Source organism: Enterobacter sp. 04-C-12-SI-ECC, assembly GCF_047530715.1.
Taxonomy (GTDB): domain Bacteria; phylum Pseudomonadota; class Gammaproteobacteria; order Enterobacterales; family Enterobacteriaceae; genus Enterobacter; species Enterobacter bugandensis.
Window position 1 is genome coordinate 398,733 of record NZ_JBLKDI010000002.1, and the last position, 23,737, is coordinate 422,469.

At 55.5% G+C, this 23,737-nt stretch carries 19 protein-coding genes; 4 read left to right on the top strand and 15 right to left on the bottom strand.

The genetic code is table 11. The annotated features are described in order from the left end of the window. Window positions 1-5 precede the first annotated feature (5 nt). The 8 genes from nuoH to lrhA form a co-directional block, all read right to left on the bottom strand. Window positions 6-983, bottom strand: a complete 978-nt coding sequence (gene nuoH, locus ACMWL8_RS05090) for an NADH-quinone oxidoreductase subunit NuoH (protein WP_008500211.1) — start codon at window positions 981-983, stop codon at window positions 6-8. Then, complete coding sequence (gene nuoG, locus ACMWL8_RS05095; RefSeq protein ID WP_045259693.1) at window positions 980-3,703, bottom strand: NADH-quinone oxidoreductase subunit NuoG; 2,724 nt, start codon at window positions 3,701-3,703, stop codon at window positions 980-982. Before nuoG ends, nuoH begins: the two co-directional genes overlap by 4 nt. 55 nt (window positions 3,704-3,758) lie before the next feature. Next, window positions 3,759-5,096 carry an NADH-quinone oxidoreductase subunit NuoF gene (nuoF, locus tag ACMWL8_RS05100; protein ID WP_006811381.1) on the bottom strand — a complete coding sequence of 446 codons (1,338 nt, stop codon included), beginning with the start codon at window positions 5,094-5,096 and terminating at the stop codon, window positions 3,759-3,761. Beyond that, the gene (nuoE, locus tag ACMWL8_RS05105) at window positions 5,093-5,593 is read right to left on the bottom strand and encodes an NADH-quinone oxidoreductase subunit NuoE (protein WP_006176513.1); all 501 of its coding nucleotides are present in this window, start codon (window positions 5,591-5,593) and stop codon (window positions 5,093-5,095) included. The genes nuoF and nuoE overlap by 4 nt, the downstream gene beginning before the upstream one ends. A gap of 2 nt (window positions 5,594-5,595) precedes the next feature. Continuing rightward, window positions 5,596-7,398, bottom strand: a complete 1,803-nt coding sequence (nuoC, locus tag ACMWL8_RS05110) for an NADH-quinone oxidoreductase subunit C/D (RefSeq protein ID WP_028013933.1) — start codon at window positions 7,396-7,398, stop codon at window positions 5,596-5,598. A gap of 89 nt (window positions 7,399-7,487) precedes the next feature. Then, window positions 7,488-8,162: an NADH-quinone oxidoreductase subunit NuoB gene (nuoB, locus tag ACMWL8_RS05115; RefSeq protein ID WP_003861482.1), complete on the bottom strand. Its 675-nt coding sequence runs from the start codon at window positions 8,160-8,162 to the stop codon at window positions 7,488-7,490. 15 nt (window positions 8,163-8,177) lie between these two features. Further along, window positions 8,178-8,618, bottom strand: a complete 441-nt coding sequence (nuoA, locus tag ACMWL8_RS05120) for an NADH-quinone oxidoreductase subunit NuoA (RefSeq protein ID WP_014171000.1) — start codon at window positions 8,616-8,618, stop codon at window positions 8,178-8,180. Window positions 8,619-9,248: 630 nt separating this feature from the next. Further along, the gene (gene lrhA, locus ACMWL8_RS05125; RefSeq protein ID WP_028013934.1) at window positions 9,249-10,187 is read right to left on the bottom strand and encodes a transcriptional regulator LrhA; all 939 of its coding nucleotides are present in this window, start codon (window positions 10,185-10,187) and stop codon (window positions 9,249-9,251) included. A 938-nt stretch (window positions 10,188-11,125) separates the two neighbouring features. Here lrhA and alaA point away from each other — a divergent pair. Together alaA and yfbR are read left to right on the top strand one after the other, a co-directional pair. Continuing rightward, complete coding sequence (alaA, locus tag ACMWL8_RS05130) at window positions 11,126-12,340, top strand: alanine transaminase AlaA (RefSeq protein WP_003861471.1); 1,215 nt, start codon at window positions 11,126-11,128, stop codon at window positions 12,338-12,340. 94 nt (window positions 12,341-12,434) lie between these two features. Further along, a complete protein-coding gene (yfbR, locus tag ACMWL8_RS05135; protein ID WP_028013935.1) occupies window positions 12,435-13,034 on the top strand; it encodes a 5'-deoxynucleotidase in 600 nt (199 codons plus the stop codon). 52 nt (window positions 13,035-13,086) lie between these two features. On the opposite strand, the gene ACMWL8_RS05140 is transcribed toward yfbR, so the two are convergent. The 4 genes from ACMWL8_RS05140 to yfbV all read right to left on the bottom strand — a co-directional run bounded on the left by ACMWL8_RS05140 (window position 13,087) and on the right by yfbV (window position 16,708). Further along, window positions 13,087-14,919 (bottom strand): SLC13 family permease, encoded by a 1,833-nt coding sequence (locus ACMWL8_RS05140; RefSeq protein WP_028013936.1) that lies wholly within the window; start codon window positions 14,917-14,919, stop codon window positions 13,087-13,089. A 75-nt stretch (window positions 14,920-14,994) separates the two neighbouring features. Beyond that, a complete protein-coding gene (locus ACMWL8_RS05145) occupies window positions 14,995-15,654 on the bottom strand; it encodes a sugar phosphatase (RefSeq protein ID WP_041908926.1) in 660 nt (219 codons plus the stop codon). A gap of 11 nt (window positions 15,655-15,665) precedes the next feature. Next, window positions 15,666-16,160, bottom strand: a complete 495-nt coding sequence (locus ACMWL8_RS05150; protein ID WP_003861461.1) for a YfbU family protein — start codon at window positions 16,158-16,160, stop codon at window positions 15,666-15,668. A 92-nt stretch (window positions 16,161-16,252) separates the two neighbouring features. Then, window positions 16,253-16,708 carry a terminus macrodomain insulation protein YfbV gene (gene yfbV, locus ACMWL8_RS05155; RefSeq protein WP_028013938.1) on the bottom strand — a complete coding sequence of 152 codons (456 nt, stop codon included), beginning with the start codon at window positions 16,706-16,708 and terminating at the stop codon, window positions 16,253-16,255. Window positions 16,709-17,045: 337 nt separating this feature from the next. Between yfbV and ackA the strand changes: the two genes are divergently transcribed. Together ackA and pta are read left to right on the top strand one after the other, a co-directional pair. Continuing rightward, entirely contained in the window at window positions 17,046-18,248 is a 1,203-nt protein-coding gene (gene ackA, locus ACMWL8_RS05160) for an acetate kinase (protein ID WP_041908924.1), read from the top strand. 75 nt (window positions 18,249-18,323) lie between these two features. After that, a complete protein-coding gene (pta, locus tag ACMWL8_RS05165) occupies window positions 18,324-20,465 on the top strand; it encodes a phosphate acetyltransferase (RefSeq protein WP_045259692.1) in 2,142 nt (713 codons plus the stop codon). 107 nt (window positions 20,466-20,572) lie between these two features. On the opposite strand, the gene ACMWL8_RS05170 is transcribed toward pta, so the two are convergent. The 3 genes from ACMWL8_RS05170 to ACMWL8_RS05180 are packed head-to-tail and all read right to left on the bottom strand — an operon-like array spanning window position 20,573 to window position 23,737. Further along, on the bottom strand, window positions 20,573-21,526 hold the full coding sequence (locus ACMWL8_RS05170) for a transketolase family protein (protein WP_045259691.1): 954 nt from the start codon (window positions 21,524-21,526) through the stop codon (window positions 20,573-20,575). After that, the gene (locus tag ACMWL8_RS05175) at window positions 21,519-22,349 is read right to left on the bottom strand and encodes a transketolase (RefSeq protein WP_028013942.1); all 831 of its coding nucleotides are present in this window, start codon (window positions 22,347-22,349) and stop codon (window positions 21,519-21,521) included. Before ACMWL8_RS05175 ends, ACMWL8_RS05170 begins: the two co-directional genes overlap by 8 nt. Then, window positions 22,346-23,737, bottom strand: a complete 1,392-nt coding sequence (locus ACMWL8_RS05180; protein ID WP_045259690.1) for a PTS ascorbate transporter subunit IIC — start codon at window positions 23,735-23,737, stop codon at window positions 22,346-22,348. The genes ACMWL8_RS05175 and ACMWL8_RS05180 overlap by 4 nt, the downstream gene beginning before the upstream one ends.

Here is a 23,737-nt window from a genome sequence, read left to right on the forward strand (position 1 = left end):
GCCCCTTATGGCTGCTGCCAGAGAATGACAGCTGCCGTTACCAACAAGTTGACGAGCGTCAGCGGCAGGCACACTTTCCAGCCGAAGGACATTACCTGGTCATAACGTGGACGCGGTAACGCTGCGCGAATCAAAATGAACATCATCATGAAGAACGCGGTTTTCAGCGCGAACCAGATGAACGGCGGTAAGAACGGGCCATGCCAGCCACCAAAGAACAGCGTTACCATCAACGCGGAAATGGTGACGATACCGATGTACTCGCCCACAAAGAACAGACCGAACTTCATGCCGGAATATTCAATGTGGTAACCGTCGGCCAGTTCCTGTTCGGCTTCCGGCTGGTCAAACGGGTGACGGTGACACACGGCCACGCCCGCGATAGCAAAGGTAATAAACCCAAAGAACTGCGGGATAACGTTCCAGATGTCGGCCTGGTTGTTGACGATGTCGGTCATGTTGAATGAACCGGCCTGCGCCACCACGCCCATCAGGGAGAGTCCCAGGAACACTTCGTAGCTCAGCGTCTGCGCGGAAGCACGCATCGCACCCAGCAGCGAGTATTTGTTGTTACTGGACCAGCCTGCGAACAGGACCGCGTAAACCGCGAGACCTGCCATCATCAGGAAGAACAGAATGCCGATGTTCAGGTCAGCGACCACCCAGGTCGGGCTGACCGGAACGATAGCAAACGCCAGCAGCAGCGAGGTGAAGGCGATCATCGGTGCCAGAGTAAAGATCACGCGATCCGAGAAGCGAGGGATCCAGTCCTCTTTAAAGAACATCTTGATCATGTCCGCGACCAGCTGGAGTGAACCACCCCAGCCCACGCGGTTCGGTCCGTAACGGTTCTGGAACAGACCGAGCAGACGACGTTCACCAAAGCTCATGAACGCGCCGCAGGTGACCACCACCAGCAGGATCACAATCGCTTTCAGAATGCTCAGCAGGATGTCGATAAGATCCGGCGTTAACCAACTCATGCTTTTGCCTCCTGCAGATTATCAAGACGCGCACCCGCCAGAACCGGCGCGATGCCAGGCATACCCATCGGCAGACCGACCTGCCCTGCTGTCAGATTTTCAGAAATAATCAGCGGCAGGCTGATGGTCTGGCCGTCATAGCTAAAGGCGATGTTCGCGCCCGCGTTAACGCCAAGCTTCGCGGCATCCGCCGGGTTGAGCTTGATGTAAGGCTGCGGCATACGGGTCTGGAAGACCGGTGAACGCTGGGACAGCTCGTCGCTACCGAACAGGTGGTAGTACGGGGCAATACGCCAGCTACCGTCCTGCGCCTGGAAGCTCGCCGGTACGGTGGTGAAGAAGTCCAGACCGGTTTCGGAAGCTTCAATCAGACGCACGCCCGGATCGCCGTGGCGCAGGGAGCCGCCCACTTCAGCCTGGAACTTGTTCCACGCCTGCGGGGAGTTCCAGCCCGGAGCCCATGCGAACGGGATTTGCGAACGCGGGGCAGACGGCTGGTTGTTCCCTTCCATGGAGAAGGCGAACATGGTGTCTTTATCCTGCGGCTGGCGCGGTTCGTGTACGCTGATGTTGGCGCGCATAGCGGTACGGCCGCTGTAGCGGTGCGGTTCACGCGCCAGCTTCTGGCCGCGGATGCGGAAGCTGGCTTCAGGTGCGGCATCTTTAATGCCTGCCAGCTGAGGCAGTTTTTCCACCACCGCGTCGATAACGTGGTCGAGCTGCGTCCAGTCCACTTCACGGCTCTGCACGGTGCTGTGCAGGGAGTGCAGCCAGCGCCAGCTTTCCAGCATCACGGTGTTGCTGTCGTAGTACGCCGGGTCGTAAACCTGGAAGAAACGCTGCGCGCGGCCTTCGTTGTTGATAACGGTACCGTCGCTTTCTGCGAAGCTTGCCGCAGAGAGCACCAGATGCGCTTTGTCCATGATCGCGGTGCGCTGATGGTCAATCACCATCACCAGCGGCGCTTTGGAGAGCGCGGCGTCAACGCGAGCGGCAGACGCGTGGCGGTGCAGATCGTTTTCCAGCACCACAACGGCGTCAGCGGCACCGGATTCCAGTTCGCTTAACGCTTCTTCCAGCGAGCCGCCGCCAATCATGCCCAGACCGATGCTGTTTACCGCACGGGCAATCATGGTCACGCCAACGTCTGCACCGCGGCCTTTCAGGGCTTTGGCAACGTTCGCGGCGGCCTGAATGATTTCAGCGCTACCGGCGTTGGTTCCGGAGATAATCAGCGGTTTCTTCGCACCTGCGAGGGCCTGAACAATCACGTCGACCTTGTTTTGCAGGTCGCGATCCAGTTCAACGGCCGGTGAGCTGTTGTCCAGCGCGTGGGCAATGGCAAAGCCGAGGCGCGCCTGATCTTCAACCGGCGCGCAGTAGGTCCACGCGGCGATATCGTCCAGACGGGTGTTGTCGACGTTCGTTACAAACAGAGGGTGCTTCGCGCGCTGGCCGATGTTGAGGATTGCCGCAATTTGCCAGTCAGCCACTTTCTGCGCCGCTGCCATTTCACGTGCTTTACCCTTCACCGCCTGACGAACCGCCAGGGCCGCGCGGGCGCCGGTTTGCGTCAGGTCTTCACCCAGCACCAGGACCGCATCATAGGATTCAATTTCACGCAGCGCAGGGGTATGGATACCGCCTTCACGCAGCACTTTCAGTACCAGCTGCAGACGTTCCTGCTCGCCCTGGGCGATACCGGTATAGAAGTTTTCCGCCCCGACCAGCTCGCGCAGCGCGAAGTTGCTTTCGATACTGGCGCGCGGGGAGCCGATGCCGATCACTTTCTTCGACTGGCGCAGAATATCTGCCGCGCCCTGCATCGCCTGTTCAGCGTTCAGGGTAATAACGTCGTCGCCACGGCGCTGAACCGGCTGACGCGGACGGTCTTTCAGGTTCACATAGCCATAGCCGAAACGACCGCGGTCGCACAGGAAGTAGTGGTTAACGGTACCGTTGTAACGGTTTTCGATACGACGCAGTTCGCCGTAGCGCTCACCCGGGCTGGTGTTACAGCCGAGGGAACACTGCTGGCAGATGCTTGGCGCAAACTGCATGTCCCATTTACGGTTGTAGCGCTCGGAGTGGGTTTTATCCGTGAATACGCCGGTCGGACAGATTTCTACCAGGTTACCGGAGAATTCGCTCTCCAGCACGCCGTCTTCCGGACGGCCGAAGTAGACGTTATCGTGTGCGCCATACACGCCCAGATCCTGACCGTCCGCGTAGTCTTTGTAGTAACGCACGCAGCGGTAGCAGGCGATGCAGCGGTTCATTTCGTGAGAGATGAACGGCCCCAAATCCTGGTTACGGTGGGTACGCTTGGTAAAGCGATAGCGACGGAAGCTGTGACCGGTCATCACGGTCATATCCTGAAGGTGGCAGTTACCGCCCTCTTCACAAACAGGACAGTCGTGCGGGTGGTTGGTCATCAACCACTCCACCACGCTTTCGCGGAACTGTTTGGCTTCTTCGTCATCAATCGAAATAAAGGTGCCTTCGGTGGCTGGCGTCATACAGGACATCACCAGGCGACCACGCGTGTCTTCCGCGTTTTGATATTGCTTCACCGCACACTGGCGGCAAGCACCGACGCTGCCCAGCGCCGGATGCCAGCAAAAGTACGGAATATCGAGGCCAAGAGACAGACAAGCTTCCAGCAGGTTGTCCGCCCCGTTGACTTCGTATTCTTTGCCGTCTACATGAATCGTAGCCATTAGCATGCTTCCAGTTGGCTCGGTCGAAACCGAGCGTTAATCAAAATTCTTGTCGTTACCAGCGCGCTTTCAGCAGGTTCGGCTGAATACCATTGATCGAATGGGTATTGCTGAACGGCTGCTTGATGCCTGCTTCGAATTCGTCGCGGAAATATTTAATCGCGCTCTGCAGCGGCTCGACGGCACCCGGTGCGTGGGCGCAGAAGGTTTTACCCGGGCCTAAGAATCGACACAGTTGCTCAAGCGTCTCGATATCGCCAGGCTGGCCTTCGCCACGTTCGATTGCGCGCAGGATCTTCACGCTCCACGGCAGACCATCACGGCACGGTGTACACCAGCCGCAGGACTCACGGGCGAAGAACTCTTCCAGGTTACGCACCAGCGATACCATGCCGATCTCGTGGTCGACGGCCATCGCCAGCGCCGTACCCAGACGGCTGCCTGCTTTACCAATGCTTTCGAATTCCATCGGCAGATCAAGGTGGGCTTCGGTCAGGAAGTCTGTCCCTGCCCCACCCGGCTGCCAGGCTTTGAATTTCAGGCCATCGCGCATGCCGCCAGCGTAGTCTTCAAGAATTTCGCGTGCGGTGGTACCGAACGGCAGTTCCCAGACGCCAGGGTTCTTCACGCGACCGGAGAAGCCCATCAGCTTGGTACCGGCATCTTTGCTTGAGGAGATGCCCTGATACCACTCCACGCCGTTGGCGAGGATAGCCGGGACGTTACACAGGGTTTCGACGTTGTTTACGCAGGTCGGTTTACCCCATACGCCGGAGCTTGCCGGGAACGGTGGCTTGGAACGTGGGTTCGCACGGCGGCCTTCCAGGGAGTTAATCAGCGCAGTTTCTTCACCGCAGATGTAACGCCCGGCACCAGTGTGCACGAACAGTTCGAAGTCAAACCCGGTACCCAGGATGTTTTTACCCAGAAGGCCGGCTTCAGTGGCTTCGGCAATCGCGCGACGCAGGTTTTCCGCCGCTTCGATGTACTCACCGCGCAGGAAGATGTAGCCACGGTACGCTTTCAGCGCAAACGCGGAGATCAGCATGCCTTCCACCAGCAGGTGCGGCAGCTGCTCCATCAGCAGGCGGTCTTTATAGGTGCCTGGCTCCATTTCATCGGCGTTACACAGCAGGTAACGGATGTTCATGGATTCGTCTTTTGGCATCAGGCTCCACTTCAGACCGGTGGAGAAGCCCGCGCCGCCGCGGCCTTTCAGGCCGGAGTCTTTCACCGCATTAACGATATCGTCCGGCGCCATGCCGCCGAGGGCTTTACGCGCACCGGCATAGCCGTTTTTGCTCTGGTATTCGTCGAGCCATACCGGCTGTTTGTCATCACGCAGACGCCAGGTCAGCGGATGCGTCTCAGCAGTACGAATTACAGTTTTCATTTGTACTGCTCCAGCAGGTCAGGAATCGCTTCCGGCGTCAGATGGCTGTGAGTATCCTCATCAATCATCATGGTCGGCCCCTTGTCGCAGTTACCCAGGCAGCAGGTTGGCAGCAGAGTAAAGCGTCCATCGAACGTGGTCTGGCCCGGCTTGATATTGAGCTTTTTCTCAATCGCAGCCTGAATGCCCTGATAGCCGGTAATGTGGCAGACGACGCTGTCACAGTAGCGGATCACATGGCGGCCAACCGGCTGACGGAAGATCTGGCTGTAGAACGTGGCTACGCCTTCTACGTCGCTTGCCGGAATACCCAGCACTTTCGCGATCTCGTAAATCGCCCCATCCGGCACCCAACCACGCTGTTTCTGTACGATTTTCAGCGCTTCAATGGACGCCGCACGCGGGTCTTCGTAGTGGTGCATTTCGTGCTCAATGGCGGCACGCTCTGCTTCACTCAGCTCAAAAGCCTCGGTTTGTGGTTGTTGATTCTCGTGCATAATTAGCGGTCCACATCTGACATAACAAAATCGATACTACCCAGATACACAATCAGGTCAGAGACCAGACTGCCGCGGATGGCGGACGGGATCTGCTGCAGGTGCGCAAAGCTCGGCGTACGCACGCGGGTACGGTAGCTCATGGTGCTGCCGTCGCTGGTCAGGTAGTAACTGTTAATACCCTTGGTCGCTTCAATCATCTGGAAGGATTCTTGCGCCGGCATGACCGGGCCCCAGGAAACCTGCAGGAAGTGGGTGATCAGGGTTTCGATATGCTGCAGCGTGCGCTCTTTCGGCGGCGGCGTGGTCAGCGGGTGATCCGCCTTGAACGGGCCTTCCGGCATGTTGTTGAGGCACTGCTCAAGGATGCGCAGACTCTGGCGCAGCTCTTCCACTTTCAGCATCACGCGGGTGTAGCAGTCGGACACACCGCCGCCAACCGGCACTTCAAAGTCGAAGTTCTCGTAGCCAGAGTAAGGACGGGCTTTACGCACGTCGAAATCAATACCGGTCGCGCGCAGGCCAGCACCTGTAGTCCCCCACTCCAGCGCTTCTTTCGCGCCATAGGCAGCAACGCCCTGGGAACGGCCTTTCAGGATGGTGTTGCGCAGCGCGGCTTTCTCGTAAGACGCCAGACGCTTCGGCATCCAGTCGAGGAATTCACGCAGCAGGCGGTCCCAGCCGCGCGGCAGATCGTGTGCCACACCGCCGATACGGAACCAGGCCGGGTGCATACGGAAGCCGGTAATCGCTTCCACCAGATCGTAGATTTTCTGACGATCGGTAAAGGCGAAGAAGACTGGGGTCATCGCGCCCACGTCCTGAATGAACGTAGAGATGTACAGCAGGTGGCTGTTGATGCGGAACAGTTCTGACAGCATAACGCGAATCACGTTAACGCGATCCGGTACGGTAATGCCTGCCAGTTTCTCAACGGCCAGCACGTATGGCATTTCGTTTACGCACCCGCCGAGGTACTCGATACGGTCGGTATACGGAATGTAGCTGTGCCAGGACTGACGCTCGCCCATCTTCTCAGCACCGCGGTGGTGGTAGCCGATGTCAGGGACGCAGTCGACAATCTCTTCGCCATCAAGCTGAAGAATAATACGGAATGCACCGTGCGCAGACGGGTGGTTCGGACCGAGGTTGAGGAACATGAAGTCCTCGTTTTCAGTACCGCGCTTCATGCCCCAGTCTTCCGGCTTGAAGGTCAGCGCTTCCATCTCCAGATCCTGCTTGGCTTTGGTCAGCTCAAACGGATCGAATTCGGTCGCACGTGCCGGGTAGTCTTTACGCAGCGGGTGGCCGGTCCAGGTCTGCGGCATCATGATGCGCGTCAGGTGCGGGTGGCCGTCGAAGGTCATGCCGAACATTTCCCAGGTTTCACGCTCATACCAGTTAGCGTTCGGGAAAAGTTTGGTGATCGTCGGCAGATGCATGTCGTTTTCAGACAATGCCACCTTGAGCATGATATCCGTGTTGCGGTCTATTGAGATCAGGTGGTAGAAAACGGAAAAATCCGCAGCAGGGAGACCCTGGCGGTGCGTTCTCAGACGTTCGTCCATGCCGTGTAAGTCAAACAGCATGACGTAAGGTTTTGGCAATTTCTTGAGGAAATCGACAACTTCCAGCAATTGTTCACGCTTCACCCAAACAACGGGTACCCCGGTGCGGGTCGCCTGAACGGTAAAGGCATCCGGCCCAAAACGGTTGCGCAGTTCGCCAATAACGGGGTCATCAAGATGATCCCGGGTCTGCCAGGCGGCTTCTTGCGCGGTTAAGTCGGTCATATTGTTCACCATTGCAAATGGTCCGTGGTGACTGTTAAGCCTGGCTTCGCGCTATTTGAGTAGTGATATGCGAAGGTTTTCTCCAGGCCTACAGGCGCAAATTAAATTTCGTCAGGCGTACGCAGGTTGGTGACGGCAATACGTTCACCACGTTTACGCTCGCGCTCGGACTGCATGTTCGCGCGATAGACACCCTGATCGCCAACAACCCATGAGAGTGGGCGACGTTCTTTACCGATAGACTCCTGCAGCAGCATCAGCGCCTGCATATAGGCTTCTGGGCGCGGCGGGCAGCCCGGGATGTAAACATCCACCGGAATGAACTTATCAACGCCCTGCACAACGGAATAAATGTCGTACATACCGCCGGAGTTTGCACATGCGCCCATGGAAATAACCCATTTTGGCTCCAGCATCTGGTCATACAGACGCTGAATAACAGGTGCCATTTTGGTAAAGCAGGTACCGGCCACCACCATCAGGTCAGCCTGACGTGGGGAAGCACGCAGTACCTCGGCCCCAAAACGCGCAACGTCATGCACCGCAGTGAATGACGTCACCATTTCAACGTAGCAGCAAGAAAGGCCAAAGTTGTATGGCCAGATGGAGTTCTTACGACCCCAGTTGACCATATCGTGCATGGCATGTTCGAGTTTGCCCATATACACGCTTTTATTGACTTCTTGCTCCAGGGGGTCGGTTACGATCTCCTGTTTTTGCAGGGGGTAACGGTCATTCTCACCGTTAGGATCTATGCGGGTGAGCGTATAATCCATCTTATTGCCTCGCTGTTACTGCTGACGATTAGAGATACTGTTTTCCGGGTTGATGTGTTCACGACGTGAACGCGCAGGCGTCCAGTCAAGCGCGCCAATACGCACCAGATAAACCAGACCGGCCAGTAGCACTAAAATGAAAATTGCGGCCTCGACAAAGCCCACCCAACCACTTTCGCGAATGGAGGTCGACCATGCGAACAGGTAGAGCGCTTCCACGTCAAAGATGACGAAGAACATCGCTACCAGATAGAACTTGGCAGACAGGCGTAAGCGAGCGGAACCTACTGAATCAATACCTGATTCGAAAGGTGTGTTTTTGTGCCTTGCACGGGCGCGACCGCCCAGGAACCAGCCGCCGACTAACATCAGGCAGCACAGGCCAATGGCTACAATAAGAAAGATTGCGAATGCCCAGTGATGAGCGATGACTTCTGTGGATGTTGACATACTCATTGCTTACTCATCAAAAGTGATACCGACGACACTGCTCTTGCTGGCAGATGGGCATCACATCGATTCATGGGGAGGAACAAATAACCTTACACTAACTGTCTGAAATGAGACGTAGACAGCAAAATGATGGGGTTTTTTACTCCTTTCTATAACCTATTGTCAACTTTAACAAAGGTTTCTTCACATTAAATTACATCGAGCGATTCTCATTAACATTTGGTGCCCTTTAACCCTGGTGGTTACCTGACTTTTCGTCAAATGCATGTTGTTGAATCGTGTCCGTTTTGGAAGTAAAAAAAATAACCCTCCTATTTTGACAGGATTTGCCAACGATTCCTCCCCCCAAATAGGAGTATTTTCTTGATCTGAGACACGCTTTTGTTAATTCACCCAAAAAACCGGCAACATATTTGCTGCTTTTTTAACATCAAGGGGTTATGGATGAAGTTAGAACGGAAAGTGAACAAGATTTAAGCAGAAGCATTTATTCCCTTGATATGTATGTTTTATTTATGAAAACCCTGTAACGAAAGAGGATAATAATGGCAAAAAAAAGCCACTGCGTGCGAAAACGGCACGAGTGGCTTTTTTTTACACTTACAATTTGTTACCAGAATTTTGAGCTTTTGATCACTCAAAGTCACCTTCAACGATCAGGGAATCATCCCCCCCTTCGGAGGTAACATGCTCGAACTGCCATGGGTTATGGTAATTTTCCATCGCCTCAAACACCACCTTCGCCAGCTCGTTATGACTGGACGCGTTATGGCAAAGCAGATACTCGGTATCCGGCAGCGCTGGGAGACCATCAGATTTACCGAGAACGCGCAGATCGGGGCTCATCATCTCTACCGGACGGGCCGTTACGCCAAGACCCGCTTTCACGGCGGCACGCACCGCGGGCAGTGTGGACGCTACATAGGCCAGACGCCACGGAATGTTGGCTTCATTTAACGCCGTAAGCACCATATCCCGGAAAGGACTCGGATCGTCCAGTAAAACCAGCGGTACGGGTTCCCCTTTTTGCAACACGTATTCCGCTGCGCAATACCAGTGCGTTGGCGATGTGCGCAAGGTCAGACAATCAAACTGTCCGGGACGATGCGTCGTGACCACCAGGTCGACCTTGTTCTCATTTAACATCTCCACCATAAAGGCATTACGCTTTACGCTCACATCCAGCGCAAGCTTCGGATAAACCGAGCTAATTCGGTTGAGAAGAAACGGCAATATTGTATCCGCTGACTCATCAGATGCCCCTAAGGTTAACACCCCCTGAAGGTTGCTAAACATTAATGACATACATGCTTCATCATTAAAGCGAAGAATTTTCCTGGCATAACCCAGTAGCTGAATACCGTGTTCCGTTAAGAGCTTATTACGCCCGTGACGGGCAAAAAGCTCTTTCCCAACCAGTTGCTCCAGCCGCTGCATTTGCTGGCTAACGGCGGACTGAGTTCGGCAGACGGCGGCAGCAGCTGCTGCAAAAGTGTTGAGATCGGCGACCGCAACAAACGTTCTCAGCAGATCGAGGTCGAGATTCATTATCGGACGATTTGCATTTATCATATCTATTCACTTTCAGGTTGCTCGTGCGGAGCTGCCCGGGTTGAAGCTGTGTGTAACAGTTAAGCAATTCCTTCTGAAGGTTTTCCCTCGCATCCCGGCCCGGCAGACTGCCTGACAGATAGTTATTGTGCTGCTTTATATCAACAGTCAGAAAGCACGTTTCATGACGTTATTTTTATTCTCTTAAACGTTCAGGATATTTAGATGTTCGCAGGGTTATGTAAATTACATTAAAGGCGTAACACTTTTTCTGCCATCTTTTTCGCAGCGCTGTCAACGTAGCAGGAGATGTTTGACACATTCCAGCCAGAGATAACTCCAACAATAACAATCAATTAAATCGGAAAATCAGTTTCAAAAATGCAAAACCACTGCATCTTTCTACTGCTTTCCGTATAGACATCTTAACCCAAATCCACTTTATTTATAAGTCTTATTGCAATATTCAGGATTAAAGAGGTTTGTTAAGCTTCTAAACTAATTTTATTAGAATTAACTAAAGTTGCATTTTGTTGGTTAATAATAAATAAATTTTAATTTAGATTATGGTCATTCATTAATAACACTTAACATTAATTTCACATGATTAACTTTTAGCCGCTCCGGGCTATTACTGCAAGGTGCCTTCAACACTCAGGTTTTACGAAATGTCACCCAGCGTAACTTCTGCTTGTTGTCTGCGCGTTTTTTATTTTCCATCAGAACAATATACATAATTCACATAAATCAGCAGCACAATCAACCTTTATTTATGGTTTGTACATGACGTTAAGGCAGTGAAAGCGTCAGTCAATAGTTAAAAAGATTCATCACAATTTCGCTATGAGCACAAAATCTTCTTCTGCACACCCTTCAAAACGAAGCGTGGGGGGAGTACATTATTCCGTGCTGACTTCCACGGCAGGGAGTGGCAATAATAGCGAAAAGGTTAAAGGTTCATGTCCCCTATCGAAAAATCCAGCAAGCTAGATAACGTCTGTTATGACATCCGTGGCCCGGTTCTGAAAGAGGCAAAACGCCTTGAAGAAGAAGGCAACAAGGTTCTGAAGCTCAACATCGGCAACCCCGCGCCATTTGGTTTTGAAGCGCCGGATGAAATTCTGGTTGATGTGATCCGCAACCTGCCTACGGCACAAGGCTATTGTGACTCAAAGGGACTTTACTCCGCCCGTAAAGCCATTATGCAGCACTACCAGGCGCGCGGTATGCGTGACGTTACCGTCGAAGATATCTATATCGGCAACGGCGTCTCCGAACTTATCGTTCAGGCCATGCAGGCGCTGCTGAACAGCGGTGACGAAATGCTGGTTCCCGCGCCGGACTATCCGCTGTGGACCGCTGCCGTATCGCTCTCCAGCGGTAAAGCGGTACATTATCTTTGCGACGAATCCTCTGACTGGTTCCCGGATCTGGACGATATTCGCGCGAAAATCACGCCTCGCACGCGTGGGATTGTGATCATCAACCCGAACAACCCGACGGGCGCGGTCTATTCAAAAGAGCTGCTGATGGAGATCGTGGAGATCGCCCGCCAGCACAACCTGATCATCTTCGCTGACGAAATCTACGACAAGATCCTGTACGACGCGGCGCAGCACCACTCTATCGCCGCGCTGGCGCCCGACCTGCTGACCGTCACCTTTAACGGACTGTCTAAAACCTACCGCGTGGCCGGTTTCCGTCAGGGCTGGATGGTGCTGAACGGCCCGAAAAAGCACGCAAAAGGCTATATTGAAGGGCTTGAGATGCTGGCGTCGATGCGTCTTTGCGCCAACGTGCCTGCTCAGCACGCGATCCAGACGGCGCTGGGCGGCTACCAGAGCATCAGCGAGTTTATCGTCCCTGGCGGTCGCCTGTACGAACAGCGTAACCGCGCATGGGAACTGATCAACGATATCCCGGGCGTCTCCTGCGTGAAGCCGAACGGGGCGCTGTATATGTTCCCGAAAATTGACGCGAAGCGCTTCAATATCCACGACGATCAGAAAATGGTGCTCGATTTCCTGTTGCAGGAAAAAGTGCTGCTGGTTCAGGGGACGGCGTTTAACTGGCCGTGGCCGGACCACGTGCGTATCGTGACCCTGCCACGTGAAGACGATCTCGAAATGGCCATCAGCCGCTTCGGGCGATTCCTCTCTGGATACCATCAGTAATCTTAAAATCAGGCTACTTCGGTAGCCTGATTTGCATCTTCCCTCCCCTCCCCGCACAATGAAGTCCTGTCGCAGTGAAGACAAAAGGTAACCTATGAGTCAGAGCCATTTCTTTGCCCACCTCTCCCGCCTGAAACTGATCAACCGCTGGCCGCTGATGCGCAACGTGCGTACAGAGAACGTGTCTGAGCATAGTCTGCAGGTTGCTATGGTTGCTCATGCGCTGGCTGCCATTAAGAATCGCAAATTTAACGGGCAGGTGAATGCCGAGCGCATCGCTTTGCTGGCGATGTACCACGACGCATCAGAGGTGCTGACCGGCGACCTGCCTACCCCAGTGAAATATTTCAATTCTCAGATTGCTCAGGAATATAAGGCTATCGAGAAGATTGCCCAGCAAAAGCTTATCGAGATGGTGCCCGAAGAGCTGCGCGATATCTTTGAACCGCTCATCGACGAGCATCAGTATACGGAAGATGAAAAGTCGCTGGTCAAGCAGGCCGACGCGCTGTGCGCCTATCTGAAGTGTCTGGAAGAGCTGTCTGCGGGCAATAATGAGTTTTTACTGGCGAAAACGCGTCTGGAAAAAACGCTGGAATCCCGCCGCAGCGAAGAGATGGACTACTTCATGCAGGTATTTGTGCCGAGCTTCCATCTATCGCTGGACGAGATTAGCCAGGATTCACCGTTGTAATTTTAGCCGGGTGGCGGCTTCGCCTTACCCGGCCTACGTTTCTGCGCTCACGCTAAAACGGGAATAACACCGGAATTAACACCACGCACACCACCATCACCAGCACGGTGAACGGCACGCCCAGCTTCACGAAATCGCTGAACTTATAATTCCCCGGCCCCAGCACCAGCGTGTTCACCGGCGATGAAACCGGCGTCATAAACGCCGCGGATGCCGCCATCGCGACCATCATCGCAAACGGGTACGGCGACACCCCCATGGATTTCGCCATCGCCAGCGCAATGGGCGCCATCAGCACCGCCGTCGCGGTATTCGAGATAAATAACCCTATCGTGGCACACATGACAAACAGACAGACCATCATCATGTACGGTCCATACCCGCCGCCCACGTCCATCAAGCCTTTTACGATCAGATCCACCCCGCCGGTTTTTTGCAGTGCCAGGGCAAAGGGCATCATCCCGACGATAAGAATAATGCTCGGCCAGTGAATGGCTTTATACGCGCTTTCGGCGTCAATGCAGCGGAATTTCCCCATCAGCAGGCAGGCGATAATGGCCGCGACCGGATTAGGGATTTCATCGGTCAGCATCAGCGCCACCATCAGCACCAGACAGAAAATCGCATGGGGCGCCTGGCTGTGCGCCGGGGAGGCATCGCTCTCCTCGACCGGCATGTTGAGCACCACAAAATCACGCCCTTTTTGCCCGAGCTGGCTTATCAGCTTCCAGTTGCCGACCACGAGGAAGATATCTCCCAGCAGGATCGGCTCATCGACGACGGCCCCTTCCATCGCCACGCCATCACGCTTCAGCCCCACTACGTTCAGGCCATAGCGGGTACGGAACCCCATTTCACGCACGGTTTTACCCAGCAGTTCCGATTCCGGTATCAGCGACACTTCGGCCATCCCCACATCCAGCGCCTGGTCGGAGAAATACTCGCCGCGTAGCACCATCGGCTCCAGCAGCTGCTCGCTACAGAACTCTCGCAGATCCACGTCCGCCGTTGACATATCAATCAGCAGGACATCACGCGCGCGGAACTCTGATACCCCGTTCACGTTAACGATCACCCGGCGAAAACGACGCCAGCGCTCAACCCCGATCACGTTCGCGCCATAACGCTCGCGCAGCTTAAGGTCGTCGAGCCGCTGGCCGACCATCGGCGAGCCGGGGCGAATGGCCAGACGGCGCGCCCGCCCGGTGAGGCGGTACTCTTTGATCAGATCGCGGAAGGTACGTCGCTTCCACCCCTCTTTATTCTTATCCTGTTTGTCGCCTTTGAGGGCAAAACGGGTCAGCAGCATGTAGACCACGCCCATCGCCAGAATCACCAGCCCAAGCGGGGTGACGCTGAAAAAGCTGAAGCCCTGAAACCCTTCACGAATCAGCTCGCTGTTGACAACCAGGTTCGGCGGCGTCGCCACCAGCGTCATCATTCCGCTGATCAAACCGGCAAAGCTCAAAGGCATCATCAGGCGCGACGGCGAGCTCTGCATCCGCATTGAAACGCTCAGCACCACCGGAATAAAAATAGCGACCACGCCCGTTGAGCTCATAAACGCCCCCAGTCCGGCGACCGTCAGCATCAGGTAGATCAGCATTTTGGTTTCACTGCTGCCGGCCACCTTAACCAGCCACGCGCCCATGATGGTCGCCACGCCGGTGCGAACAAGGCCGTCGCCGATGATAAACAGGGCAGCTATAAGGATAACGTTGGGGTCGCTGAACCCGGAGAAGGCTTCCGGTAGCGTGAGCGTGCCGCTCAGCACAAACGCGACGATGACAAACAGGGCGACGGCATCCATGCGCACCTTGCCTGTGGCGAAGAGAATAATGGCGATTAAAAGCAGGCTCAGAACCCAGATCAATTCACCGTTCACAACCTATCCTTGTCAGTGGAAGATGAGAAATTTTGCCATAAAAAAGCCCCAGCAGCGTGGGGCTATATCATGGGATTACATTTTTAGCGAGACGGTTACAACTCCGTCGGGCGCTTTTGACACCGCCAGCGCCGTCAGAGAATGAATCACAAAGTCCGCCTCGTCCAGGCGTGGAGATCCCGCCGGAACGTTAACGGCAATGACGTGGCTCCCGGCGTTCAGCCCGGCCAGCACGCCAGCGGCCGCATCTTCCACCACCACACATTCTGCAGGCGCGAAGCCCAGCATTTCTGCACCAAGCAGAAACGCATCCGGCTCCGGCTTGCCGCGTTTAACGCGCTCAGCCGTAATGAACACCTCTGGCTTCGGTAAACCGGCCGCCTTATGGCGGGCATGCGCGACCGGAACAGAGCCGGAGGTGACGATAGCCCACGGGATTTGCGCTTCATTCAGATGCTCAAGCAGTTCGCGCGCCCCGGGCAGCGCGGTAATGCCCTCGGTGTCAGTGGCCTCAATCTGCTCCAGGTATTTGAACTCCGCCTGGATCTCTTCCTCAGAACGCCCCGCTAAAAAGTGCCGCAATGAGGTAATGGCCTGTTTGCCATGGATAAAATTCAGCACGTCCTGATGGTCGATGCCGTGCCGGTCGGCCCAGTGACACCATGAGCGTTCCACCACCGGCAGCGAATCCACCAGCGTACCGTCCAGATCAAACAGAAAACCTTTACACTGCACACGCACCTCCGTCAGGCATTAATGATTTGTTGAATTTCGTTGCTGCTTAAATGGTACTGACGCGGGCAGGCGTGCCACGCGCTCAGCATACGTTGATATTTATCCCACATGGGGGTTTGGGCGTTGAAGCCGTGCGTTCCCGCATCAAAATGGGTGTAGCGCCCTTCGGTGTTCACCATAAAGCGAACATAGCTCAGATAGCGCGCTTCCGTCGCGGCATCAAAGCCTAAGAAGGTCACGCGACGTTCGTCAATGGTCTGCTGGTCTTTGAGATTCGTCCAGGAGACGTGCAGAGCGTGATACATCTCCATAATGTCGATCACGATGCGGCAGGTTTCTTCTTTCAGCTCGCCAAACTCGCGGTCCAGTTCGCGCATTTGCAAACCAAAACCGCGTTCGACGATGGTTTGCAGGCGGCTGTAGCGCGCAGCGTTATCGGGATCAAGCATAGTCATCATCTTGTACTGGTTAGACAAAATCAGACGTTGAGCATGGGTCATTTCCATCTTTCGACTCCTGTAGCGCATTGCACTGTAAAAAAAAGACACGGTAACGGTGTGTTACTGTGCCTTCTTTTGTTAGTCGTTTCGATGATCAATCACAAGTCATCGAGGAATGTTTTATCCAGCTGCTTAAAAGCACGCTTTAACGTGTCCGCCAGCGCCTGGTAATCCGGCTTGCCTTCAACCGGGGCCAGCGCCTGCCCGGCCTCCTCCAGTTTTCCACGCACTTCATAAAACCAGTGTAAAATTGAAGGCGGAAGCGGCGTAATGGAGCGTTTGCCTAACCACCACAGCCCCTGCATCGGCAGGCTTAACGCGAAGAGCGCCGTTGCGACGGCAGGACCAAGCTGTCCACCGAGGGCGATTTGCCAGCACAGAGTAAAGATAGCGACCGGAGGCATAAAGCGAATCGCATAGCGCGTGGCGCGGATCGTGCGATTCTCAATAAACATTGGCGCAAGGCGCTTTTCCATTGGCCACGTCTTTGCGTAATGCTGTCCCCGACGAAACAGACTGAAAAAGCTCACGGACGGGATTTCGGGTGTCGACATGGCTGTACCTCAACTTCACATATAAAAATTAAAATTTTTGTGCAAAACCACAACAGGCTATGACAACGTTCAAAATATTTTGTCATCGCTACCCCGTATCGGGTATTCTGTGCCAGCCTGATAGGGCCGTAGACGAGAAGCGTTAACTCGTCAAATTATCGCATATTATGCCATTGTCTGAAAAATGTTCAAAATGGCTTAAAATCATAGATATTTCTTCCATCCTGCCAGAATGTTCGTTTGGCATGATGTTAATCATAAACGTCTGGGTCAGCTTGCGTTACGCTTTTAGGCTCATTGACGTTTTTTTAGCCACGTATCAATTATAGGTACTTCCATGTCGAGTAAGTTAGTACTGGTTCTGAACTGCGGTAGCTCTTCACTGAAATTCGCCATCATCGATGCGCTCAACGGTGACGAGTACCTCTCTGGTTTGGCCGAATGTTTCCATCTGCCTGAAGCACGTATCAAGTGGAAGATGGACGGCAGCAAACAAGAAGCGGCTTTAGGTGCAGGCGCCGCTCACAGTGAAGCGCTGAACTTTATCGTTAACACTATTCTGGCACAAAAACCAGAACTGTCTGCTCAGCTGACTGCGATTGGTCACCGTATCGTCCACGGCGGCGAAAAATACACCAGCTCCGTTGTCATCGACGACTCTGTTATCCAGGGCATCAAAGACTCTGCCTCTTTTGCTCCGCTGCATAACCCGGCGCACCTGATCGGTATCGCTGAAGCGCTGAAGTCCTTCCCGAATCTGAAAGACAAAAACGTGGCCGTGTTTGACACCGCGTTCCATCAGACAATGCCGGAAGAGTCTTACCTCTATGCCCTGCCGTACAGCCTGTACAAAGAGCACGGCGTACGTCGCTACGGCGCGCACGGCACCAGCCACTTCTATGTGACTCAGGAAGCCGCAAAAGTCCTGAACAAGCCGGTTGAAGAAGTCAACATCATCACCTGCCACTTGGGTAACGGTGGTTCTGTTTCTGCTATCCGCAACGGTAAATGTGTTGATACCTCTATGGGTCTGACCCCGCTGGAAGGTCTGGTAATGGGTACCCGTTCCGGTGACATCGACCCGGCGATCATCTTCCACCTGCACGACACTCTGGGCATGAGCGTTGACGACATCAACAAAATGCTGACCAAAGAGTCTGGCCTGCTGGGTCTGACCGAAGTCACCAGCGACTGCCGTTATGTTGAAGACAACTACGACAGCAAAGAAGACGCGAAGCGTGCAATGGACGTTTACTGCCACCGTCTGGCGAAGTACATCGGTTCTTACACCGCGCTGATGGACGGTCGTCTGGACGCGGTTATCTTCACCGGTGGCATCGGTGAGAACGCGGCAATGGTACGTGAACTGTCCCTGGGCAAACTGGGCGTTCTTGGCTTCGAAGTCGATCACGAGCGTAACCTGGCTGCCCGCTTCGGCAAGTCTGGCTTCATCAACAAAGAAGGCACCCGCCCGGCTATCGTTATCCCAACTAACGAAGAGCTGGTCATCGCGCAAGACGCGTGCCGCCTGACTGCCTGATTCCACACCGCCAGCAATGCTGGCGGTGCTGTTTTGTAACCCGCCCAACGCGGCGGTAACGAAAGAGGATAAACCGTGTCCCGTACTATTATGCTGATCCCTACCGGAACCAGCGTCGGCCTGACCAGCGTCAGCCTCGGCGTGATCCGCGCTATGGAACGCAAAGGCGTTCGTCTGAGCGTCTTTAAGCCTATTGCCCAGCCTCGTGCCGGTGGCGATGCGCCAGACCAGACCACCACCATCGTGCGTAAGAATTCCAATCTTCCTGCGGCTGAACCGCTGAAGATGAGCCACGTTGAGTCTCTGCTCTCCAGCAACCAGAAAGATGTGCTGATGGAAGAGATCATCGCCAACTACCACGCTAACGCGCAGGACGCGGAAGTGGTTCTGGTTGAAGGCCTGGTCCCGACCCGCAAACACCAGTTTGCCCAGTCCCTGAACTTTGAAATCGCGAAAACCCTGAACGCAGAGATTGTTTTCGTGATGTCTCAGGGGACTGATACCCCAGAGCAGCTGAAAGAGCGTATCGAACTGACGCGCAGCAGCTTCGGCGGCGCGAAAAACACCAGCATCACCGGCGTGATCGTTAACAAACTGAACGCACCGGTTGATGAACAGGGCCGTACGCGTCCTGACCTGTCCGAAATCTTCGACGACTCTTCCAAAGCGAAAGTCATCAAGGTTGATCCGGCAAAGCTGCAGGAATCCAGCCCGCTGCCTGTACTCGGCGCAGTGCCATGGAGCTTCGATCTGATTGCCACCCGTGCAATCGATATGGCGCGTCACCTGAACGCGACCATCGTTAACGAAGGCGATATCAACACCCGCCGCGTGAAGTCCGTGACCTTCTGCGCGCGCAGCATTCCGCACATGCTGGAGCACTTCCGCGCAGGTTCCCTGCTGGTGACCTCCGCAGACCGTCCGGACGTGCTGGTTGCTGCCTGCCTGGCGGCGATGAACGGCGTGGAAATCGGTGCAATTCTGCTGACCGGCGGCTACGAAATGGACGCACGCATCAGCAAGCTGTGCGAACGTGCGTTCGCTACCGGCCTGCCAGTCTTCATGGTGAACACCAACACCTGGCAGACCTCTCTGAGCCTGCAAAGCTTCAACCTGGAAGTGCCGGTTGATGACCACGAGCGTATCGAGAAAGTTCAGGAATACGTTGCGGGCTACATCAACGCAGACTGGATTGAATCCCTGACTGCTACCTCCGAGCGCAGCCGCCGTCTGTCTCCTCCAGCCTTCCGCTACCAGCTGACCGAGCTGGCGCGTAAAGCGGGCAAACGCGTGGTTCTGCCAGAAGGCGACGAGCCACGTACCGTTAAAGCGGCGGCCATCTGTGCAGAGCGCGGCATCGCGACCTGCGTGCTGCTGGGTAACCCGGACGAGATCAACCGCGTTGCGGCGTCTCAGGGCGTTGAGCTGGGCACAGGCATCGAAATCGTTGACCCGGAAGTGGTTCGCGAAAGCTACGTTGCCCGTCTGGTTGAGCTGCGTAAGAACAAGGGCATGACCGAAGCCGTTGCGCGCGAGCAGCTGGAAGACAACGTCGTGCTGGGCACGCTGATGCTGGAGCAGGACGAAGTTGACGGTCTGGTTTCCGGTGCGGTTCACACCACCGCGAACACCATCCGTCCACCGTTGCAGCTGATCAAAACCGCACCGGGCAGCTCGCTGGTCTCCTCCGTGTTCTTCATGCTGCTGCCTGAACAGGTTTACGTTTACGGCGACTGCGCGATCAACCCGGATCCTACCGCAGAACAGCTGGCAGAAATCGCTATCCAGTCTGCGGACTCCGCGACTGCCTTCGGTATTGAACCACGCGTAGCAATGCTCTCCTACTCCACCGGCACCTCTGGTGCAGGTAGCGACGTAGAGAAAGTCCGTGAAGCGACCCGTATTGCGCAGGAAAAACGTCCCGATCTGATGATCGACGGCCCGCTGCAGTACGACGCCGCGGTAATGGCTGACGTGGCGAAATCCAAAGCGCCAAACTCTCCGGTTGCCGGTCGCGCTACCGTGTTCATCTTCCCGGATCTGAACACCGGTAACACCACTTATAAAGCGGTACAGCGTTCTGCCGACCTGATCTCCATCGGGCCAATGCTGCAGGGCATGCGCAAGCCTGTGAACGACCTGTCCCGTGGTGCGCTGGTTGACGATATCGTCTACACCATCGCGCTGACGGCGATTCAGTCTTCGCAGCAGCAGTAATGTTTTGCCGGATGGCGCTTCGCTTATCCGGCCTACAGAACCTTAGGCCCGGTAAGCGCCAGCGCCACCGGGCAACAAAAAGGCGACCACACGGTCGCCTTTTTTTATTACAGCAGCTCCCGCGCCGCCGACACAATGTCATGCGCCGTCAGGCCATACTCTTTTTGCAGGAAGTCCTGTGTGCCCACCTGGCCGTAACGCTCCTTCACGCCCACGCGACGCATCGGCACCGGGCAGGTCTCCACCAGCACTTCCGCCACCGCTGACCCGAGACCGTTGTGAATACTGTGGTTTTCGCAGGTGACGATGCGCCCGGTTTTCTCGGCATAGTTTTTCACCAGCATCCGATCGATAGGCTTCAGGGTAAACATGTCGATGACCGCCGCACTTACCCCCTCCTGTTCAAGCTGGCGCGCCGCCTCCAGCGCTTCCGCCACCATGATGCCGTTGGCAATCAGCGTGATATCGCTTCCCTCGCGCAACACGTTGCCTTTGCCAATGGTGAAGGTTGAGCCCGGCGCATAGACGCTCGGCGCCTGCTTGCGGATGGTGCGCACCCAGTAGAAGCCTTCGAGATCGATAAGCTGGCGCAGCACATCCTCGAACATCACCGCATCGGTGACTTCCAGCACCACCGAATGCGCCAGACCGCGCACGATGCCCATATCCTCGAAGGACATGTGCGTCCCGCCGTTGTGGCAGGCCGTCACGCCCGCATCCGAGGCAATCACCTTCACGTTGTTGCGCTGGTAGTCCAGGGACATAAACAGCTGGTCGAAGCAGCGACGGCTGGCAAACGCGGTGAAGGTGTGCACGAACGGCTTACGGCCGGTGAGCGACAGGCCCGCCGCAGTGCCGATGACGTTGGCCTCCATAATGCCGCAGTTAATCACGTGCTGCGGATAATCGCGCGCTACGCCGTCCATCGCCATTGAGCTCATCAGGTCCGCTTCCAGGGCGATAATCTCGCTGCCGGCCTCAATCTGCTTTGCCACAAAGCCCGCGTAGACCTTGCGCATCTCAACGGCGTCTTTCTGTCCTGCCGGTGCAACCTTAATCATGTGAAGCCTCCAGTTGGCGAATGGTCTCATTGAGGGCCGCTTTGCTCTCCGCGGTTAATCGCAGGTGGTGCGAGTTGCTGAGCTGTTCCAGGTACGGCACCCCCTGCCCTTTGATGCTGTCGAGGATCACCACCCGCGGACGCGCATCGGCCTCCGGTACCCTTGAAGTCACCTTCAGCAGTGCCGGAATGTCGTCCCCTTTGACCGTCACCACGTCAAAGCCAAAGGCGCGGAATTTGCCCTCCAGGTCGAAGGCACAGATGATTTCGTCCAGTTCGCCGTCGAGCTGCTGTTTGTTCCAGTCCACGAACACGGTCAGGTTGTTCAGACGATGGTGAGCGATAAACTGGAACGCTTCCCAGCACTGCCCCTCGTTCAGCTCGCCGTCACCGACGATGCAGAAGACCCGATTCGGCCGCCCGGCCAGCCTGTGCGAGAGTGCCATACCGCCCGCAATGGAGATCCCCTGCCCCAGCGAGCCGGTGGTAGCATCCACGCCGCGCGTTTTCAGGCGGTCCGGGTGGCTGGGCAGACGCGTGCCGTTCTGGTTCAGCGTGCTCAGCTCTTCAACCGGGAAGTAGCCCTTAATCGCCAGGGTGCTGTAGAGCGCCGGGCCTGCATGACCTTTCGACAGCACAAAGTAATCGCGCTCAGGCCAGTCCGGATCTGCCGGGTCGATCTTCATCACGGCGCCGTACAGCACCGCCAGGGTTTCCACCACCGACATGCTGCCGCCGTAGTGCCCAAAGCCCAACTGCGTCAGGGATTTGAGGGTTTCAAGACGGATCTGACGCGCCAGTTCGGTTATCTCGTTCTCATTCATGATTTGGCTCCGGTATTTTCCTGCGCGTTACTACCCGCAGGTTTGTTTTTCGCGAAGATGTTGTAGGCCACCAGCAACGCGAACAGCGCCACAACCAGCCCGGTGATGGCAAGCGGTGACAGGAAGCGCGCCAGGTTGCCCAGCACAATCCCGACCGCGCCGAAGTCGGCGTCCGAGAAGGTGGTGTTAGCAAAGCCAATCGCACCCAGTACCGGCAGCAGCAGGACCGGGAGGAAGGTAATCAGCAGGCCGTTAGCAAAGGCGCCTATCATTGCCCCGCGGCGTCCACCGGTGGCGTTACCGAACACGCCCGCCGTTGCGCCGGTGAAGAAGTGCGGCACTACGCCCGGCAGGATCAGCACCCAGCTAAACTGACCGCAGATCAACAACCCCACAATTCCCCCGAGGAAGCTGAACAGGAAGCCAATCAGCACCGCGTTTGGCGCATACGGGTAGACCACCGGGCAGTCCAGCGCCGGACGCGCGTTCGGCACCAGTTTTTCCGAAAAGCCGGTAAAGGCCGGGACGATTTCCGCCAGAATCAGGCGCACGCCCTGCAGGATGATGAACACGCCCGCCGCGAAGGTGATCGCCATGATGATGGCGTAGACCAGGTAGTTTTGCCCGCCGCTGAAGGTGGCCTCGACGTACTCGCGTCCGGCGCTCACCGCCATGATCAGGTAGATAATCATCATGGTCAGGGAGATGGAGATCGAACTGTCGCGCAGGAAGCTGAGGTTTTTCGGCAGGTTCATCTCTTCGGTGGAGCGCGAGCCTTTGCCGACCCTGCTGCCAATCCAGCCGGACAGCACGTAGCCCAGCGTACCGAAATGACCGAAGGCGATCTCATCGTTGCCGGTAATACGCTTCATATAGCGCTGCGCAATCGCCGGGAAAAAGGCCATAATCAGGCCGAGGATCAGTGAACCGGTAAAGACCAGCCCCACCCCTTCAAAGCCCGCGACCGTCAGGATCACGCCGATCATGCACGCCATGTAGAAGGTGTGGTGCCCGGTCAGGAAGATGTACTTCAGGCGGGTAAAGCGCGCGACGACAATGTTCGCCACCATGCCGAAGGCCATGATCAGCGCGGTCGAGGCACCGTATTTTTCCAGCGCGATCGACACAATCGCTTCATTGTTTGGAATAATGCCCTGGATATTAAAAGCGTGCTCAAACATGCCGCCTAACGGGTTTAACGACCCCACCAACACCGTGGCGCCACCGCCCAGTACAATAAAGCCGAGAATCGTTTTAATTGTGCCTTTTACGACATCAGAAAATGCTTTTTTCTGCGCGACCAGACCAATTAACGCAATTAAACCCACCAGCACCGAAGGGACTTTTAAAATATCGACAACGAAATTCAGCGTTTCAAGGATAAACAT

Excerpts from the sequence above, each read along its gene's own strand:
- nuoH (WP_008500211.1), bottom strand. The coding sequence starts at position 983 with ATGAGTTGGTTAACGCCGGATCTTATCGACATCCTGCTGAGCATTCTG.
- nuoG (WP_045259693.1), bottom strand. The coding sequence starts at position 3,703 with ATGGCTACGATTCATGTAGACGGCAAAGAATACGAAGTCAACGGGGCG.
- nuoF (WP_006811381.1), bottom strand. The coding sequence starts at position 5,096 with ATGAAAACTGTAATTCGTACTGCTGAGACGCATCCGCTGACCTGGCGT.
- nuoE (WP_006176513.1), bottom strand. The coding sequence starts at position 5,593 with ATGCACGAGAATCAACAACCACAAACCGAGGCTTTTGAGCTGAGTGAA.
- nuoC (WP_028013933.1), bottom strand. The coding sequence starts at position 7,398 with ATGGTGAACAATATGACCGACTTAACCGCGCAAGAAGCCGCCTGGCAG.
- nuoB (WP_003861482.1), bottom strand. The coding sequence starts at position 8,162 with ATGGATTATACGCTCACCCGCATAGATCCTAACGGTGAGAATGACCGT.
- nuoA (WP_014171000.1), bottom strand. The coding sequence starts at position 8,618 with ATGAGTATGTCAACATCCACAGAAGTCATCGCTCATCACTGGGCATTC.
- lrhA (WP_028013934.1), bottom strand. The coding sequence starts at position 10,187 with ATGATAAATGCAAATCGTCCGATAATGAATCTCGACCTCGATCTGCTG.
- alaA (WP_003861471.1), top strand. The coding sequence starts at position 11,126 with ATGTCCCCTATCGAAAAATCCAGCAAGCTAGATAACGTCTGTTATGAC.
- yfbR (WP_028013935.1), top strand. The coding sequence starts at position 12,435 with ATGAGTCAGAGCCATTTCTTTGCCCACCTCTCCCGCCTGAAACTGATC.
- ACMWL8_RS05150 (WP_003861461.1), bottom strand. The coding sequence starts at position 16,160 with ATGGAAATGACCCATGCTCAACGTCTGATTTTGTCTAACCAGTACAAG.
- yfbV (WP_028013938.1), bottom strand. The coding sequence starts at position 16,708 with ATGTCGACACCCGAAATCCCGTCCGTGAGCTTTTTCAGTCTGTTTCGT.
- ackA (WP_041908924.1), top strand. The coding sequence starts at position 17,046 with ATGTCGAGTAAGTTAGTACTGGTTCTGAACTGCGGTAGCTCTTCACTG.
- ACMWL8_RS05170 (WP_045259691.1), bottom strand. The coding sequence starts at position 21,526 with ATGATTAAGGTTGCACCGGCAGGACAGAAAGACGCCGTTGAGATGCGC.
- ACMWL8_RS05175 (WP_028013942.1), bottom strand. The coding sequence starts at position 22,349 with ATGAATGAGAACGAGATAACCGAACTGGCGCGTCAGATCCGTCTTGAA.
- ACMWL8_RS05180 (WP_045259690.1), bottom strand. The coding sequence starts at position 23,737 with ATGTTTATCCTTGAAACGCTGAATTTCGTTGTCGATATTTTAAAAGTC.